Source organism: Sphingomonas sp. DC5200-1 (genome assembly GCF_049897245.1).
In the GTDB taxonomy this organism is placed as follows: Bacteria; Pseudomonadota; Alphaproteobacteria; order Sphingomonadales; family Sphingomonadaceae; genus Sphingomonas; species Sphingomonas aquatilis.
On the sequence record NZ_JAFCVW010000001.1, the window covers coordinates 87,800 to 103,517 of the forward strand.

The following is a 15,718-nucleotide window of genomic DNA, read 5'->3' on the forward strand; positions in this document are numbered from 1 at the left end:
GGTCCGCACAAGGCGGGCCGGACGCGGCCGGCGACGGATCGGCTGCGCGTGACTTGGGGGATGCATGCTGAAGCTGGCCACACGAACCGCGACTGCGCTCGCCCTGCTGCTCGCCGCCTCCGCCGCGCCCGCCCAGACAACGGCCACCGATTACCGCGCGCGCCTGCCGCAGGACGAGGTGATCTACTTCCTGCTCCCCGACCGGTTCGAAAACGCCGATCCCACCAACGATCGCGGCGGCCTGACGGGCGACCGCACCGTCACCGGCTTCGATCCCACCGCCAAGGGCTTTTACCACGGCGGCGACCTCAAAGGGCTGACCAAGCGCCTCGATTACATCCATTCGCTCGGCGCGACCGCATTGTGGGTCGGCCCGATCTTCAAGAACAAGCCGGTGCAGGGCGCCCCCGGCCAGCAGTCCGCCGGCTATCATGGCTATTGGATCACCGACTTTACCCAGGTCGATCCGCACCTCGGCACCAATCAGGATTTCGCCGACCTCGTCGCCGCCGCGCACAAGCGGGGCATGAAGGTCTATATGGACATCATCATCAACCACACCGCCGACGTGATCCAGTATCGTGAATGCGTCGGCCAGCGCGAATGCCCCTATCGCAGCCGCGCCGACTATCCCTATCAGCGCCGTGGCGGCGTGACGGGCAAGGCGATCAACCCCGGCTTCGTCGGGGACCAGGACCGCAGCGCCGCGAACTTCGCGAAGCTCACCGACCCGACCTATGCCTACACCCCCTTCGTCCCCGCGAAGGAAAAGGACGTGAAGGTCCCCGCCTGGCTCAACGACGTCACACTCTACCACAACCGCGGCGACACGACCTATCGCAACGAAAGCTCGACGATGGGCGACTTCGTCGGCCTCGACGATCTGATGACCGAAAACCCGCGCGTCCTCAGCGGGATGATCGACATCTTTGGCGGCTGGATCGACCGCTACGGTATCGATGGCTTCCGCATCGATACCGCCCGCCACGTCAATCCCGAATTCTGGGCTGCCTTCGTTCCCGCCATGGAAGCGCGCGCCAAGGCGAAGGGCATCCCCAACTTCCACATCTTCGGCGAAGTGTCGGATCACGAGGTCCGCCCCGCCGTGCTCGCCCAGCACACGGTGGTCGACAAGCTGCCCGCCGTGCTCGACTTCTCGTTCCGCCAGGCGGTGGTCGAAACGGTCGCCGGCACCCGCGGCACCGACGCGTTCGAGGCGCTTTTCGACGGCGACACGCTCTACGCCAAGGGTTATGACACCGCGATCCAGCTGCCGACCTTTACCGGCAACCACGACGATGGCCGCTTCTCCGCCTTCGTGCGCAAGGCCTTCCCGAACGCGAGCGATGCGGAGGTGCTGCAACGCGTGATGCTGTCGAACGCGATGCTGCTGAGCTTGCGCGGCGTACCGACCATCTATTCGGGTGACGAACAGGGCTTCGTCAGCGACGGCAACGACCAGGACGCGCGCGAGGACATGTTCGCGAGCAAGGTCGCCAGCTACAATGACAACCGCTTGCTCGGCACCAGCAAGACGACCGCAACGGAGAGCTTTGGCCAGGACAATCCGCTGTTCCGGCAGACCGCGCTGCTCGCCAAGCTGCGCACCGCCACCCCCGCGCTGACCCGCGGCCGCCAGTTGCTCCGCGCCCGTGAGGACACGCCCGGCCTGCTCGCCATCTCGCGTTTCGACCCGACGAACGGGGCGGAGGTGCTGCTGGCGTTCAACACGTCCACCACGCCGTTGACCCGTCAGGTTGAGATCGGCGTCGGCGCCACCGGCGCCAAGACGCTCGCCGGCACCGGTTGCGGCGCGGTCGCCGCGCCCGGCAGCCTCACTGTCACGCTGCCGCCGCTCGGTTATGCGATCTGCGCGCTGACCCCAGCACGATGAGCCACATGCAACCTCCCCAGGACCGCCCCCAAGACCGTGCCTGGTGGCACGGCGCCACCATCTATCAGATCTATCCGCGCAGCTTCGCCGATTCGAACGGCGACGGCATCGGCGACCTGCCCGGCATCACCGCGCACCTCGACCATGTCGCGAGCCTGGGCGTCGAGGCGATCTGGCTGTCGCCGTTCTTCCGGTCGCCGATGGCGGACTTCGGCTATGACGTGTCCGATTATTGCGACGTCGATCCGATCTTCGGCACGCTCGCCGACTTCGATGCGCTCGTCGCCCGCGCGCATGCGCTCGGCGTAAAGGTCATCATCGATCAGGTCTGGGCGCACACCAGCGACCGGCACCCCTGGTTCGAGGAAAGCCGGGCCAGCCGCGACAACCCCCGCGCCGATTGGTACGTCTGGCACGATCCCAAGCCCGACGGCTCGCCGCCTAACAACTGGCAGTCGGTGTTCGGCGGCCCGGCATGGACGTGGGACGCGCGCCGCCGCCAATATTACATGCACAATTTCCTGAAGGAGCAGCCGCAGGTCAACGGCCACCATCCGGCGGTGCAGCAGGCGTTCCTCGACGTCGCCCGCTTCTGGCTGGAGCGCGGCATCGACGGCTTCCGTATCGATGCGATCAACTTCATGATGTTCGATCCCGGCTTCCGCGATAATCCGCCGGCGCCGCTGGACGACGGCATACCGCGCACCCGCCCGTTCGATTACCAGCTCCACACCTACAACCAGAGCCACGACGCGATCCCCGGCTTCCTCGAGCGCATCCGCGCGTTGTTCGACAGCTATGACGCGCGCTTCACCGTGGCCGAGGTCGGCGGCGCCGACAGCGATCGCGAGATGAAGCTGTTCACCGCGGAAGGGCGTCGCCTGCACAGCGCCTATGGCTTCGATTTCCTCTACGCCCCCGGCCTGACGCCCGCGGTGGTCGCCGAGGCGGTGGGGAAGTGGCCCGAGCAGGACGGCGTCGGCTGGCCGAGCTGGGCGTTCGAGAACCACGACGCCCCCCGCGCCATCTCGCGCTGGGTCGTGCCGGAGCAGGCGCGGGCCTTCGCCCGCATGAAGATGCTGCTGCTGGCAAGCCTACGCGGCAATATCTTCCTCTATTATGGCGAGGAACTGGGTCTGACCCAGGTCGATGTGCCGTTCGAAGACCTGCAAGACCCGGAAGCCATCGCCAACTGGCCGCGCACTTTGTCGCGTGACGGTGCGCGCACGCCGATGCCGTGGCAGGCCGATGCGCCCAACCTGGGGTTCTCTACGGCCAAGCCGTGGCTGCCGATCGGTGACGATCATGGCGCGCTCGCGGTGGACCGGCAGGAGCGAGACCGGCATGCGCTGCTCCACTGGACGCGCGATGTGCTCGCCCTGCGCAAGGCGCATCCGGCGCTGCTGACCGGCGACATCCGCATTGTCGCGGCGGACGACGCCATGCTCGCGATCGAACGGCGTGCCGCGGACGAGACGATGCTGTGCGTCTTCAACCTGTCGCCCGAGCCGCAGCGCTGGGCGCCGGACCAGCCCGACCAGTGGCAGACCGTGGCCGAGACCGCGACGCAGGGCTGGCATTTCGACGGATATGGCGCATTGATCGCCAAAAGGACGGGAGAGGCATGATGAGGCATTTCACGATCGGCGCCGCAATGGCGCTGGTGCTGGCGGCGGGCGCTGCCGTCGCCCAGACGGATCCCAATGCCGTCGTGCAGATCCCCACCGCCAGCTTCAAGCCCGTCGCCACCGCCACATCGCCCGACGGCAGAATCGCGCTCACCATCGCCTTCGATAACGACGGCCGCCCCACCTATGCGGTCAGCCGCAAGGGCAAGGCGATCCTCAACCCAAGCCGGCTCGGCATCATGTTCACCGACGCGCCCAAGATCGAGCGCAACGTCGAACTGATCGGCCAGTCCAAGGCGAGCGGCGACAGCAGCTGGACGCAGCCGTTCGGCGAATGGCGGACGATCCGCGACCGGCACAACGAACTCACCCTCCGTTTCCGCGAGAAGACGGGCTTGAAGCGCGAGATGGACGTCACCTTCCGCCTGTTCGATGACGGCTTAGGCTTCCGCTACAGCTTCCCCGACCAGCCGAACCTGCATAACGCCAATATCTCGGACGAACTGACCGAATTCGCCTTCGCGCAGAACGGCACCGCCTGGTGGAAGCCGGCATATCTGTGGAACCGCGAGGAATATCTCTACAACAAGACGCCGCTCGACGCGGTCGGCACCGCGCAGACGGTGATGACGGTGAAGCTCGCCGACGGCACGCATGCCGCACTGCACGAGGCGGCGCTGGTCGATTATGCCGCGATGAACCTCGCGCGCAGCGAGGGAAATACCTTCAAGGCCTCGCTCACGCCCGGCGCCGGTGCGCCCAAGGTGACGCGCGCGGCGCCCTTCGCCTCGCCGTGGCGCACGATCATTCTGTCGGACGATGCGCCCGGTCTCTACATGAGCCACCTCGAGCTGAACCTCAACGAGCCGAACAAGCTCGGCGACGTCAGCTGGCTGAAGCCCGCCAAGTTCGTCGGCGTGTGGTGGAAGATGATCAAGGGCGAATGGACCTGGGCGACCGGTCCGCAGCATGGCGCGACCACCGCCAACGTCAAAAAGTATATCGACTTCGCCGCGGCCAACAAAATCCCAGGCGTGCTGGTCGAGGGCTGGAACGTCGGTTGGGACGGCGACTGGTTCGGTAACGGCAACGATATGCAATTCGACCAGCCGACGCCCGATTTCGACGCCGCGGAGCTGAGCCGCTATGCGAAGGCAAAGGGCGTCCACCTCGTCGGCCATAACGAGACGGGCGGCTCGGCCAGCCATTATGACGCGCAGCTCGACCGCGCCTTCGCCTATGCCCGCGATCACGGCATTCCGGTCGTGAAGACCGGCTACGTCACCGATGCCGCGCAGATCGAACGCGTCGACGCCGACGGGACGAAGAAGCGCGAATGGCATGAGGGCCAGTGGATGGTGAACCACTATCTCCGCGTCGTGCAGACGGCCGCCAAGTACAAGGTCGGGATCGACAGTCACGAACCCGTCAAGGACACCGGTCTGCGCCGCACCTACCCCAATTGGCTCGCCCGCGAGGGCGGGCGCGGCATGGAATATAACGCTTGGCCGGGCAAGAATCCGCCCAACCACGAAGCCAATATGTTCTTCACCCAGTGGCTCGGCGGCCCGATGGACTTCACGCCCGGCATGCTGAGCCTGGAAGGGCAGGGCGGCAGCGCTTTGATGTCGACCGCGGCGAAGCAGCTGGCGCTCTACGTCGTCATCTATTCGCCGGTGCAGATGGCGGCGGATACGCCTGAAAACTACGCCAAGCACATGGATGCCTTCCAGTTCATCCGCGACGTACCGGTCGACTGGTCGGACACACGCGTGCTGAACGGTGAGGTCGGCGATTACGTGACCGTGGCGCGCAAGGATCGTGCGAGCGACGACTGGTATCTCGGCAGCATCACCAACGAGAGCGGCCGGACGCTGAACGTCGCCCTCGACTTCCTCGATCCGGGCCGCAGCTATACCGCCGAAATCTACCGCGACGGCACGGGCGCGGACTATCGCACCGATGCCCGCCACGCGATCGCGATCGAGAAGCGGCAGGTGAAGAAGGGCGACACGATGACGCTCGCTCTGGCGCCCGGCGGCGGTCAGGCAATCCGCTTCGTCGCCAACGGCAAGGCTCGCCGGAAGTAAGTGAACGCGAATTCGCCCCACGTCCCACGTCACCCCGGACTCGTTCCGGGGTCCACTCGCCCGCGAGGGGAAGGCCCGAGCATCTTGCTCATCCCCCCGTTGCGCGGTGGACCCCGGACCAAGTCCGGGGTGACGGAGTGGGTGGGGCGGGCCGCCTGGCTCCCACTGAGCGCATGACCCCACCGCCTTCCTCGATCGCCATCCTCGGCGGCGGCACCGCCGGCTGGATGGCCGCCTGCCTGATGGCGAAGGCGTGGCCGCAGGCCCGCATCACCGTCATCGAATCCCCCGACATCGGCATCGTCGGCGTCGGCGAAGGATCGACCCCGCAGCTCAGGGCGCTGTTCGATACGCTTGGTCTCGCCGAGGCCGACTGGATGCCGGCCGCCGACGCGACCTACAAGGCGGGTATCGCCTTCCATGGCTGGGCCGACGACACGCCCGCTTATTTCCACCCCTTCGCCGGCCAGATCGACCTCCATACGCAAGGTGCCTTCTTCGCCAGTACCCGCGCACGCCGGCATGGCGCCGACGTTCCCGCGCATCCGGACCGCTTCTTCCTCAACGCGAGGCTGGCGGAGGCGGGCTGCGCCCCGATCGCGTCTGCAAACTTCCCATTCCGCATCGGCTACGGCTATCATTTCGACGCGCATAAGGTCGGGCATGTCCTGCGCGACGCGGCGCTGGCCCGCGGCGTCGTCCATCTGCCCCGCCGCGTGCGGGACGTCGTGGTCGATGCGGCCGGTCAGGTCGCCGCCCTGACGCTGGACGAAGGGGATGCCGTCCGCGCCGAGCTGTTCGTCGATGCCAGCGGTTTCGCCAGCGTTATCGCGCAACAGGCGCTCGGTGTACCCTTCCGCTCCTTCGCAAACACCCTGTTCGCCGACCGTGCCGTGGTGATGCCCACCCCGCGGCAGGCCGCGTTGCCGGTCCAGACCAAGGCGACAGCGCTGTCCGCGGGCTGGGCCTGGGACATTCCGCTGACCAGCCGCACCGGCAATGGCTACGTCTACGCCTCACGCTACCTGTCGCCCGACGCGGCCGAGACGGAGCTGCGCCGTCACCTCGGCCTGCTCGATGCCGACGTCGCCGCCCGCCACCTCAGCATGAAGGTTGGTCGCGTCGAGACGAGCTGGACCGCCAATTGCCTCGCGATCGGCCTCGCCCAGGGCTTTATCGAACCGCTCGAAGCGACGGCGCTCCACATCGTGCAGGCGACGACCGAAGGCTTCATCGGCGCCTATCAGGCGGGCAGCCGCGACGCCTTCAACGCCGCGATCGCGCGCCGTTACGACGGCATCCGGGACTATATCGTCGCCCATTACCGCCTCAACCGCCGCAGTGGAGTCTTCTGGCGCGACGTCGCCGCCAACGACGATCTGTCGGACGACCTAAAGGCAATCATGACCACATGGTTCACCGGCGGCGACGTCGCCGCGGTGGTCGAGGGGCGGGGCCTTGCCGGCTATTATGCGCCCATGTCGTGGGAAGTGTTGTTCGCCGGTTACGGCACCTTCCCCGATGCAACGCGGCTGCGCGCGGCACCCCCCGTCGCCGACCTCGCCGCCATCGATACCTTGCTGAGCGGATGCCTGCTCAACTTCCCAGATCATCAGACCGCGCTAGACGGCCACCGGAGGATGCCATGACCCCCACTGCCACTCGCCCGCGCCAAAGCTGGGCGGGTCTCTGGAATATCTCGTTCGGCTTCTTCGGCATTCAGATCGGCTTCGCGCTGCAGAACGCCAATATGAGCCGCATCTTCCAGTCGCTCGGCACCAGCCTCGACGATCTGCCCGCGCTCTGGGTCGCGGCGCCGCTGACCGGCCTGTTGGTGCAGCCGGTGATCGGCCATCTCAGCGACCGGACCTGGCTCGGCCGGCTGGGGCGGCGGCGACCCTATTTCCTCGCCGGTGCGATCCTGGCGGCGATTGCGCTATTGCTGATGCCGGAAAGCCCGGGGCTGCTGATGGCGGCGATGCTGCTGTGGCTGCTCGACGCCTCGCTCAACATCTCGATGGAGCCGTTCCGCGCCTTTGTCGGCGATATGCTCGACAAGGATCAGCATGCCGCCGGCTATGCGGTGCAGACCGCCTTTATCGGCGCAGGCGCGGTGTTCGGGTCGATCTTCCCCTGGCTGCTCGAACATCTCGGCGTGTCTAACCAAGCGGCGGGCGGCGGCATTCCCGATACCGTACGCTATGCCTTCTGGTTCGGCGGCGCGGCGCTGTTCCTCGCCGTGCTGTGGACCGTGCTGACGACACGCGAATATGCGCCCGACGAGATGGCGGCGTTCGACGGGGCTGCGGTGGAAGACCATGGCCACACGCTCCGCATCCTCGCCGCGCGCCGGTACGGCACCAGCATCGCCTGGATCGTCGCGGGTGCGATCGTGATCGTTGCCGTCGCCGCGATGCGGCTTGAGAAGGAGGTGTACCTGCTCGGGGCCTTGCTCGCCGGCTACGGTCTCGCCAGCATCGTCGCGATCGCCCGCGCGCGCGCGGGGCATGCGGCGGGCATGCTCGGCCATATCGTCGGCGATTTCGGCGGGATGCCGGTGCTGATGAAGCGGCTCGCGGTCGCGCAATTCTTCAGCTGGTCGGCGTTGTTCATCATGTGGATCAACACCACGCCGATCGTCGCGGGCGCCTTCTACGGCGCACCCGATGCGAAAAGCCCGCTGTATCAGGAGGGTGCGAACTGGGTCGACGTGCTGTTCGCAACCTATAACGGCATCGCCGCGGTCGCGGCGCTCACGCTGCTGCCGGTACTGGCCAAGCGGATCGGGCAGGCGAAGACGCACATCATCGGGCTGCTGTGCGGCGCGGCGGGCTTTGCCAGCTTCTTCGTCATCACCGATCCCAAATGGCTGCTCGCCAGCGAGATCGGCATCGGCATCGCCTGGGCGTCGATCCTCGCCATGCCGTATGCGATTCTCGCGTCCAGCCTGCCGCAGCGCAAGCTCGGCATCTACATGGGGCTATTCAATGTCTTCGTCGTCGTGCCGCAGCTGCTGGTCGCGACGGTGATGGGATCGATCACCAAGCATTTCTTCCCGACCGCACCGATCTGGACGCTGGCGTTCGCTGCCGGAGCGCTGCTGCTCGCCGCGATCGCGATGACGCGGGTGGAGGCGGCGCGCGTCCCCGGCTAGAGCGGCGTGCGACGCAAGCGGGGACGAGACGATGCCGACGACATTGGTGACGGGCGTGGCGGGGTTCATCGGCATGAGCACCGCAGACGCGCTGATGGCGCGCGGCACGCGGGTGATCGGCGTGGATTCGATCAACGATTACTACGACCCCGCCCTCAAGCACGCGCGCCTTGCCCGCCTGACCGAACGCTATGGCGACCTGTTCACTTTCCTCCACGTCGACTTTGCCGATGCCATTGCACTGAAGTCCGCGCTGGAACGACACGCTTTCGATCGCATCGTCCACCTGGGCGCCCAGCCGGGGGTGCGCTATTCGATCGAGCATCCAGAGGCTTATGGCCAGTCGAACCTCGTCGGGCATCTCAACCTGCTCGAGGTCGCGCGGCACCGCGGCGTCGCGCATATGGTCTATGCCTCGTCCTCGTCGGTCTATGGCGGCAACACCTCCGTGCCGTTCCGCGTCGAGGATCGCGTCGACCGGCCCGTCTCGCTCTATGCCGCCACCAAGCGCGCGAACGAGGTGATGAGCGAAAGCTACGCGCATCTCTATCGGCTTCCGCTGACCGGCCTGCGCTTCTTCACCGTCTATGGCCCATGGGGGCGGCCGGACATGATGATGTGGATCTTCACCCGTGCGATGTTCGCGGGCGAGCCGATCCCGGTGTTCAACGATGGCCAGATGGAGCGCGACTTCACCTTCATCGCCGACATCGTCGCCGGCGTGATCGCGGCGCACGACAATCCGCCGCCTGACGACGGGTCGGAGAAAGCCGGCGGCAGCGTCGCGCCGCATCGTCTCTACAATATCGGCAACAACCGCTCAGAACCGTTGGGCCGCGTGATCGAGGTGCTGGAACAGGCGACGGGCCGCCAGGCGATCCGCCGCAACCTGCCGATGCAGCCCGGCGATGTCGTCCGCACCGCGGCGGATATCGACGCGATTGCGGGCGACCTCGGCTACCGGCCGACGACGTCGATCGATGTCGGCGTGCCGGCGTTCGTCGACTGGTATCGCGCCTACCACCACCTTTAGGCGGCGCCTCCCATCCGACGCCTCAGCCGGCCGCCTTCGCCGCTGCACGATAGCGGTGGAGCAGCGGTTCGGTGTAGCCGTTCGGCTGCGCGACACCCTCGAACACCAGCGCCCGCGCCGCCTGCCAGGCGAGGCTGTCCGGATGCCCGCTCATCGGCCGGTACAGGGGATCGCCGGCATTCTGCGCATCGACCTTCGCCGCCATGCGCGTGAAGGCGGCATCGACCTCGGCCGGCGTCGCGACGCCATGCAACAGCCAGTTCGCCATATGCTGCGAGGAAATACGCAGCGTCGCGCGATCCTCCATCAGGCCGATATCGTGAATGTCGGGCACCTTCGAACAGCCGATGCCCTGATCGATCCAGCGCACGACATAGCCCAATATGCCCTGCGCATTGTTGTCGAGTTCGGCCCGCACCTCATCCGGCGTCCAGTTCCGTCCCGCCTCGGCGACCGGGATGGTCAGCAGGTCGCGGAGCGGCGCGACCGGCTCGGCGGCACGCTCGCGTTGGCGGGCGAAGACGTCGACGCGGTGATAGTGCGTCGCGTGCAGCGTCGCCGCGGTGGGCGAGGGGACCCAGGCGGTATTCGCGCCGGTCTGCGGATGGCCGATCTTTTGATCGAGCATGTCCGCCATCCGGTCCGGCGCGGCCCACATGCCCTTGCCGATCTGCGCCTTGCCCGACAGGCCACAGGCGAGGCCGATCTGCACGTTGCGGTTTTCATAGGCCGCGATCCAGCGGCTCGCCTTCATCTCGCCCTTCGGGATCATCGGGCCGGCGTGCATCGATGTGTGCATCTCGTCGCCGGTACGGTCGAGGAAGCCGGTGTTGATGAAGACCAGCCGGTGGTGGACGGCGTGAATGCATGCGGCCAGGTTCGCGCTGGTCCGCCGTTCTTCGTCCATCAGCCCGACCTTGATCGTGTGGCGATCAAGGCCCAGCAGATCCTCGACCGCGTCGAACAGCGCGTTGGTCAGCGCCGCTTCGTCCGGCCCGTGCATCTTGGGCTTGACGATGTAGATCGATCCGGTGCGGCTGTTGCGGCGCGGCCCCCGCACGTCATGCAGCCCGATCAGGCTGGTCACGATCGCGTCGAGAATGCCTTCGGGCGCCTCGCTGCCGTCGGGCAGGCGTACGGCCGGGGTCGTCATCAGGTGGCCGACGTTGCGGACGAACAGCAGGCTGCGGCCGGGCAGGGTGATAGTGCCGCCGTCGGGCGCGGTATAGTTGCGATCGTCGGCCAGCGTCCGGCTCACCGTCCGCCCGCCCTTGTCGAAGCTCGCCGTCAGGTCGCCCCGCATCAGCCCCAGCCAATTGGCATAGCCAGCGACCTTGTCCTCGGCATCGACCGCCGCGACCGAATCCTCAAGGTCGCAGATCGTCGTCAAAGCGGATTCGAGGACGACGTCGGCGATACCCGCGGGATCGTCGCGACCGATCGGGTGGCCGCGGTCGATGACGACCTCGATATGCAGGCCATTGTGCCGGAAGAGCAACGTGTCGCCGGCGCTGCCCACCCATTGCGTGGGATCGGCGAGCGAGGGCGTGCCCCCCGTCCAATCTGCCCAGCGGCCGTCGGCCAGAGGCACCGCCTCGTCCAGAAACGCCTTGGCCCAAGCGATGACCTGGCTCCCACGCGCCGCGTCATAGCCGCCGGACGCCGCCGCCCCGGGCAGCGCGTCGGTGCCGTACAGCGCATCGTACAGGCTGCCCCAGCGCGCATTGGCGGCATTCAGCAGGAAGCGGGCGTTGAGGATCGGGACGACCAGCTGCGGCCCCGCTCGTTCGGCGATTTCCGGATCGACATTGGCGGGGTCGACCGCAAAGGGGGCCGGTTCGGGCAGCAGATAGCCGATCTCGCGTAGGAACGCCTCATAGGCGGTGGGCTCGAACGCATGGTCGCGATGCCAAGCGTCGATTGCTGCCTGCATCCGGTCCCGCGTCGCCAACAGCGCGCGGTTCTGTGGCGTAAAGCGTTCGAAGATCGCTGCCACGCCCGACCAGAAAGCATCAGGCGCGATACCGGTGCCCGGCAATGCCTGGCGTTCCAAGAAGTCGGCGAGTTCGGGGGCGATGCCAAGGCCGGCGCGCGCGATCATGGGGTCATCCTTCGCTATGGTCTTGCCGCCGATCCTAGACCGATCGCTATCCGTTCGGTAGCAGCAAAGATATTGAAGCAGTTTATCGTAAGAGGAACGAATGGCCTTCGATCCCGATTATGCGCTGTTCGTCGCCGTGGCCGAAGCCGGCAGCCTTTCCGCTGCCGCACGGGCGCTGCGCCTATCGCCCGCGATGGTCTCCAAGCGGCTGCAACGCCTTGAGCAACGGCTCGGCGTCACGCTGGTGCATCGCACCACCCGACGGCTGGCGCTGACGACGGCGGGCGAGCGGTTCCGCGCCGATCTGGGCGACATTCTCGGCGCGCTGGATGCGGCGGAGGCGCGGGTGACCGGTGCCCGCACCGCGCCAGCGGGACCGCTCCACGTGTCGGCGCCGACCTCGTTCGGGCGGCTGCACGTCGCGCCTCACCTCGGCCGGTTCGTGGCCGCCTGCCCGGCGGTCGAGCTGCGCTTCGATCTGGACGACGGCTTCGTCGACCTGTTCGGGGCGCGGGTCGACTGCGCGATCCGCATCGTGGCAGAAGTGCCCGAGACCGTCGTGGCGCACCGGCTCGCGACCAGCCGTCGCATCCTCTGCGCGGCGCCGTCCTATCTCGCCGACATCGGCACGCCTGAACAGGTGGACGACCTGTCCGCGCATCGTTTGCTGGCGGCCGATGGGCAGATGCCTTGGCGTCTCGTCTCCGGCGGACGCGCGACGCTCGTCACCCAACCCAGCTACGTCCGCACCAACTCCAGCGAAATGGTGCGCGAACTCGCGTTGGGCGGCGTCGGTATCGCATTGCGCTCGTTATGGGATGTTGGCGATGACCTCTGCTCGGGCCGACTCGTGCGCGTGCTGCCCGAATGGGAGGGGTCCGCCGACGTCGGTATCTACGCGGTCCACCTGCGCAGCCCCGCGGTCCCGGCCGCCGTCACCGCCTTCATCGATTTCCTGCGCGACACGATCGATCCCGCCGCCTGGGCCTGACGCTCAGCGTAGCGTCTTGGCAGCCGTCAACGCGCGATCGCGCGCCTCGCGGTGACCGATGATCTTGGGCGGATAGCCCTTAGGCCGGGCGTCGTGCGCATCGGGATCGTGGATCGCGGCATCGGAGAGGTCCGCCAGCTCGGGCACCCATTGCCGGATGTAATCGGCCGCGTCGAACTTCTCCGACTGGCTGAGCGGCGCCATGATCCGCCCGAACATGTTGGCATCGACGCCGGTCCCCGCGATCCACTGCCAATTGACCGCATTATTCCCGTAATCGGCATCGACCAGGCAGTCCCAATACCAGCGCTCGCCCTCACGCCAGTCGAGCAACAGATGTTTGACGAGGAAGCTCGCCGCGATCATCCGCACGCGGTTGTGGATCCAGCCGCTCGTCCACAGCTGGCGCATACCCGCATCGACGATCGGATAGCCGGTCTGCCCCTGTTGCCACGCCTTCAGGTCGCGTTTTGCCGCTGCGCCCGTCCGCCATGGCATCGCGTCATATTGCCGCCGCCCGTTGACCGTGCCGTAATCGGGCATGGCGAGCAGCACGCCCGCGGTAAAATCGCGCCACGCGATCTCGCGCAGGTACGGCATCGTGTCCGCCTTGCCCCGCAGCGCATGGTACAGCGTCCGCGGCGAAACCTCACCATGATGCAGGTGCGGCGACAGGCGCGACGTGCCCTCTTCCGATGGAAGGTTACGGCGCCGGTCGTAGTCACCGACCTCTTCGGGCCAGTGCTTCACCTTGGCCAGCGCCTCGGCCTCGCCCGGCACCCAATCCTCGCCGAACCCGCCCGACCAGTCCGGCTTCGACGGCAGCAGAGCCCAGTCGGACAGCGTGTCGCTCTTCGGCCAATGGTCCGGCGCCGCGATAGTGCGCGGCATCGGCACGGGCTCGGGGGGCGGCAGATGCTCCTGCAACGCCTTCCAGAACGACGAAAAGACTTTGAACGGCGTGCCCGACCCGGTGGTCACGTCCTCGACGCGCGCCAGTCGGTCGCCATCGTGCAGCACAAGGCGGTCGCCCAGCGCCGCCTCCGCCTCGCGCCACCATGGTTCGTAATGCCGCGTGGCGTGGATCTCGCCCGCGCCGGTCTCCTCGCACAGTTGGCGCAACACGCTCACCGCATCGCCGCGTCGCAGGATCAGCCGGCTGTGCTTTGTCTCCAGGCTCTTGGCCAACGCGGCGAGGCTGTGATGCAGCCACCACCGCTGCGCGGCGCCGATCCGCCATTCGCCCGGGGCATCGTCGTCCAGGATGTAGACCGGAATGACCGGCCCCGCATGGGCAGCGGCGGCGAGGGCGGGCTGGTCGTGCAGGCGCAGATCCTGCCGCAGCCATAACAGGGTAGGGGCGTTCATCGATCGCTCCAATCGGCGGAACACAGGTTAAGTTCCTGCGCGGACTTGCCGGGCGCGGCGGCTGCTCACAATGTCCACCGCGATGCTCCGTCCGCTTCTCCTCGCCGTGCCGCTCGCGCTCACCGCCTGCTCGCCCTCCGCGCCGGATCCTGCGCCGCCGCACCTGCCGGTCCCGATCCGCGATAGCACAACGCTGACGCTGATCCGCGGACAGGCGCTGGAGCAACTGGTGCGCGGCAGTATTCAGACGCGACCCGGCACCGGCGGTCGCGCTGGCCCGACCGAGCGCTTCGCCGCCGTCGGCGACGCCTATACGCTCGCCTACGATCACCCCGACACGAGCGGCCGCTACCGCATCACGCCCGATCGCGTCTGCCTGCGCTTCGTCGATGAGCGCAGCATCTTCTGCCGCTTCTACCTCCGCGATGCCAAGGGCGGTATCGTGATGGCGGAGGACGACCGCGACTATCCGCTCCACACCGCGCCGGTGACGATCACGCGGGCGCCATGACCTCGATCGCCCCGGCGGCGACCCGCGCGGTGATGGGCGTATGCGCCAGCACCTCGCCATCGATCGAGATCGGCAGCGATGGTCGCGTATCCACCTTCAGCGCGGTGCCGCTGAAGCTCACCGTATCCTGGTGCCGCGCCTTCAGCCCCAGGAAGCTCGCGGCCCAGTTCTTGACCAGCGTCCGCTTGTAACGCCCCGTCACCGCCTGCACGACGATGCGGCCCGACTGCACCGACGCCTCGTCCACCAGCCATGTGCCGCCATGATAGGGCCCGTTGCTGATCCGGACCTCGACCACGCGCAGCCGGTGCGTCTCGACGCCGTCGTCGATCGTCAGCATGAACGGCTTGAAGCGGACGAACTGCCACGCCGCCCAGCCGAGGTAGCCGATCCGTCCCAGCACCTTTTTGAGGCCGTGCGGCACCGTCTCGGCGATTTGCGGGCTGATCCCCATCGCGGCGCAATTGGCGAAATAATCGTCGTCGATCATGCCCAGGTCGATGCGCTTGGGCACGCCCGTCCGGATCACCTCGATCGCGCCCTCGACATCGATCGGCAGACCCAGCGTCCGCGCGAAGCTATTCGCCGTGCCGAGCGGCAGCACCGCCAGCGTCACCCCCTTGCCCACCAGCAGGTCGACGAGGCCGCTGACCGTCCCATCGCCCCCGCCCAGGATCACCAGGTCGGGCTTTTTCGCCAGCGCGCGCTCGACGGTCGCCTCCAGGTCGTCGGGATTTTCGACGGCATGGGCGTCGACAGGAAAGTCCAGCCCATCCATCGCCGCACATGCCCGCTGGAAAAGCTTCTGCCCTTTCCGCGACTTGGCATTGACGATCATCGCGGCGGATCGGAATTGCACCATGTCGCAAAATTCCCCAGAACTTCCATGCGGATAAGGATTACGCCTGCGTAACGCTTGCGAGGACGCCTACGATCCCGCAAAGCCAA

11 protein-coding genes are annotated in these 15,718 nt (G+C 67.1%); 8 read left to right on the forward strand and 3 right to left on the reverse strand.

Annotated features, from left to right (window positions below; all coding sequences use genetic code 11):
- Positions 1 to 64: 64 nt before the first annotated feature.
- The 6 genes from ACP7A3_RS00495 to ACP7A3_RS00520 all read left to right on the forward strand — a co-directional run bounded on the left by ACP7A3_RS00495 (position 65) and on the right by ACP7A3_RS00520 (position 9,799).
- Positions 65 to 1,894: an alpha-amylase family glycosyl hydrolase gene (locus ACP7A3_RS00495; protein WP_426254572.1), complete on the forward strand. Its 1,830-nt coding sequence runs from the start codon at positions 65 to 67 to the stop codon at positions 1,892 to 1,894.
- Positions 1,895 to 1,899: 5 nt separating this feature from the next.
- Positions 1,900 to 3,522: an alpha-glucosidase gene (locus tag ACP7A3_RS00500; protein ID WP_426254573.1), complete on the forward strand. Its 1,623-nt coding sequence runs from the start codon at positions 1,900 to 1,902 to the stop codon at positions 3,520 to 3,522.
- Positions 3,519 to 5,612, forward strand: a complete 2,094-nt coding sequence (locus ACP7A3_RS00505; RefSeq protein ID WP_426254574.1) for a glycoside hydrolase family 97 protein — start codon at positions 3,519 to 3,521, stop codon at positions 5,610 to 5,612. The genes ACP7A3_RS00500 and ACP7A3_RS00505 overlap by 4 nt, the downstream gene beginning before the upstream one ends.
- 173 nt (positions 5,613 to 5,785) lie before the next feature.
- Positions 5,786 to 7,261 (forward strand): tryptophan halogenase family protein, encoded by a 1,476-nt coding sequence (locus ACP7A3_RS00510; protein ID WP_426254575.1) that lies wholly within the window; start codon positions 5,786 to 5,788, stop codon positions 7,259 to 7,261.
- Positions 7,258 to 8,766, forward strand: coding sequence for an MFS transporter (locus tag ACP7A3_RS00515; protein WP_426254576.1), 1,509 nt, complete (start codon positions 7,258 to 7,260; stop codon positions 8,764 to 8,766). The genes ACP7A3_RS00510 and ACP7A3_RS00515 overlap by 4 nt, the downstream gene beginning before the upstream one ends.
- Before the next feature lie 31 nt (positions 8,767 to 8,797).
- A complete protein-coding gene (locus ACP7A3_RS00520) occupies positions 8,798 to 9,799 on the forward strand; it encodes an NAD-dependent epimerase/dehydratase family protein (RefSeq protein WP_426254577.1) in 1,002 nt (333 codons plus the stop codon).
- A 22-nt stretch (positions 9,800 to 9,821) separates the two neighbouring features.
- Here the strand turns inward: ACP7A3_RS00520 and ACP7A3_RS00525 are convergent, their stop codons facing one another.
- The gene (locus ACP7A3_RS00525; protein ID WP_426254578.1) at positions 9,822 to 11,900 is read right to left on the reverse strand and encodes a malate synthase G; all 2,079 of its coding nucleotides are present in this window, start codon (positions 11,898 to 11,900) and stop codon (positions 9,822 to 9,824) included.
- Between the two features lie 100 nt (positions 11,901 to 12,000).
- Between ACP7A3_RS00525 and ACP7A3_RS00530 the strand changes: the two genes are divergently transcribed.
- Positions 12,001 to 12,891, forward strand: coding sequence for a LysR family transcriptional regulator (locus ACP7A3_RS00530; protein ID WP_426254579.1), 891 nt, complete (start codon positions 12,001 to 12,003; stop codon positions 12,889 to 12,891).
- Between the two features lie 3 nt (positions 12,892 to 12,894).
- On the opposite strand, the gene ACP7A3_RS00535 is transcribed toward ACP7A3_RS00530, so the two are convergent.
- The gene (locus tag ACP7A3_RS00535) at positions 12,895 to 14,259 is read right to left on the reverse strand and encodes a cryptochrome/photolyase family protein (protein ID WP_426254580.1); all 1,365 of its coding nucleotides are present in this window, start codon (positions 14,257 to 14,259) and stop codon (positions 12,895 to 12,897) included.
- A gap of 82 nt (positions 14,260 to 14,341) precedes the next feature.
- Between ACP7A3_RS00535 and ACP7A3_RS00540 the strand changes: the two genes are divergently transcribed.
- Positions 14,342 to 14,770, forward strand: a complete 429-nt coding sequence (locus ACP7A3_RS00540) for a hypothetical protein (protein WP_426254581.1) — start codon at positions 14,342 to 14,344, stop codon at positions 14,768 to 14,770.
- On the opposite strand, the gene ACP7A3_RS00545 is transcribed toward ACP7A3_RS00540, so the two are convergent.
- Entirely contained in the window at positions 14,754 to 15,632 is an 879-nt protein-coding gene (locus tag ACP7A3_RS00545; RefSeq protein WP_017978942.1) for a diacylglycerol/lipid kinase family protein, read from the reverse strand. The genes ACP7A3_RS00540 and ACP7A3_RS00545 overlap by 17 nt on opposite strands.
- Between the last annotated feature and the right edge of the window lie 86 nt (positions 15,633 to 15,718).

Coding starts and splice junctions, on each gene's coding strand:
- ACP7A3_RS00540 (WP_426254581.1), top strand. CDS start 14,342: ATGCTCCGTCCGCTTCTCCTCGCCGTGCCGCTCGCGCTCACCGCCTGC.
- ACP7A3_RS00495 (WP_426254572.1), top strand. CDS start 65: ATGCTGAAGCTGGCCACACGAACCGCGACTGCGCTCGCCCTGCTGCTC.
- ACP7A3_RS00500 (WP_426254573.1), top strand. CDS start 1,900: ATGCAACCTCCCCAGGACCGCCCCCAAGACCGTGCCTGGTGGCACGGC.
- ACP7A3_RS00520 (WP_426254577.1), top strand. CDS start 8,798: ATGCCGACGACATTGGTGACGGGCGTGGCGGGGTTCATCGGCATGAGC.
- ACP7A3_RS00525 (WP_426254578.1), bottom strand. CDS start 11,900: ATGATCGCGCGCGCCGGCCTTGGCATCGCCCCCGAACTCGCCGACTTC.
- ACP7A3_RS00515 (WP_426254576.1), top strand. CDS start 7,258: ATGACCCCCACTGCCACTCGCCCGCGCCAAAGCTGGGCGGGTCTCTGG.
- ACP7A3_RS00530 (WP_426254579.1), top strand. CDS start 12,001: ATGGCCTTCGATCCCGATTATGCGCTGTTCGTCGCCGTGGCCGAAGCC.
- ACP7A3_RS00505 (WP_426254574.1), top strand. CDS start 3,519: ATGATGAGGCATTTCACGATCGGCGCCGCAATGGCGCTGGTGCTGGCG.
- ACP7A3_RS00510 (WP_426254575.1), top strand. CDS start 5,786: ATGACCCCACCGCCTTCCTCGATCGCCATCCTCGGCGGCGGCACCGCC.
- ACP7A3_RS00545 (WP_017978942.1), bottom strand. CDS start 15,632: ATGGTGCAATTCCGATCCGCCGCGATGATCGTCAATGCCAAGTCGCGG.
- ACP7A3_RS00535 (WP_426254580.1), bottom strand. CDS start 14,259: ATGAACGCCCCTACCCTGTTATGGCTGCGGCAGGATCTGCGCCTGCAC.